The following is a 633-nucleotide window of genomic DNA, read 5'->3' on the forward strand; positions in this document are numbered from 1 at the left end:
TGAAGGCACGGCGCTTGCAAAAATTTGGCAATTCGATGCAGGCCTTTACTTACCATTTAAAATTGAGCAAGAACAATTTAGTTTCTCTTTGCAACATCAGCAACAAATTGCCGTTAATCGCTTGACCTCACAAGACCAGTTCTCCATTGGCAGTCGTTACAGTGTCAGAGGTTTTGATGGAGAACGCACCTTAAGTGCCGACAATGGACGCTTTACCCGAGGTGAATTCGCGTGGCATGCTCCCTCTTTGGCTTATCAAGTGTATTTAGCAACGGATTATGGTGTCGTCAATGGGCCGGATGCGGAGTTTTTATTGGGTAGACACTTAGCGGGTGCTGCACTGGGACTTAGGGGGAATTGGCAAAATTTTGGGTATGATTTATATATGGGACTCCCCCTTTCTAAACCAGATGGCTTTATTACTGACGATCTAATGTTTGCTTTTACCCTAAATTATGAATTTTAGTTATTCAAAGCCATAAATTTGATTCTCAGCACTAGAAGTCGTTGTGGTGGCTTATTTTGTTATGGGTGTTCATAATCTATTTTAATAGTCGAATGGTAAACGATGAGCACCTATTTAAAACACAATACAATTAACATAGGAATTTTCAAATGAACAAACTCCGTTAT

1 protein-coding gene is annotated in these 633 nt (G+C 40.3%); it reads left to right on the top strand.

Annotated features, from left to right (window positions below):
• On the top strand, positions 1–466 hold a 466-nt coding region (locus ACFFIT_RS13410), incomplete at its 5' end, for a ShlB/FhaC/HecB family hemolysin secretion/activation protein (RefSeq protein WP_385876968.1).
• Positions 467–633: the final 167 nt, after the last annotated feature.

Origin of the sequence: Thorsellia kenyensis (assembly GCF_042432445.1) — a bacterium.
Classification (GTDB): domain Bacteria; phylum Pseudomonadota; class Gammaproteobacteria; order Enterobacterales; family Thorselliaceae; genus Thorsellia; species Thorsellia kenyensis.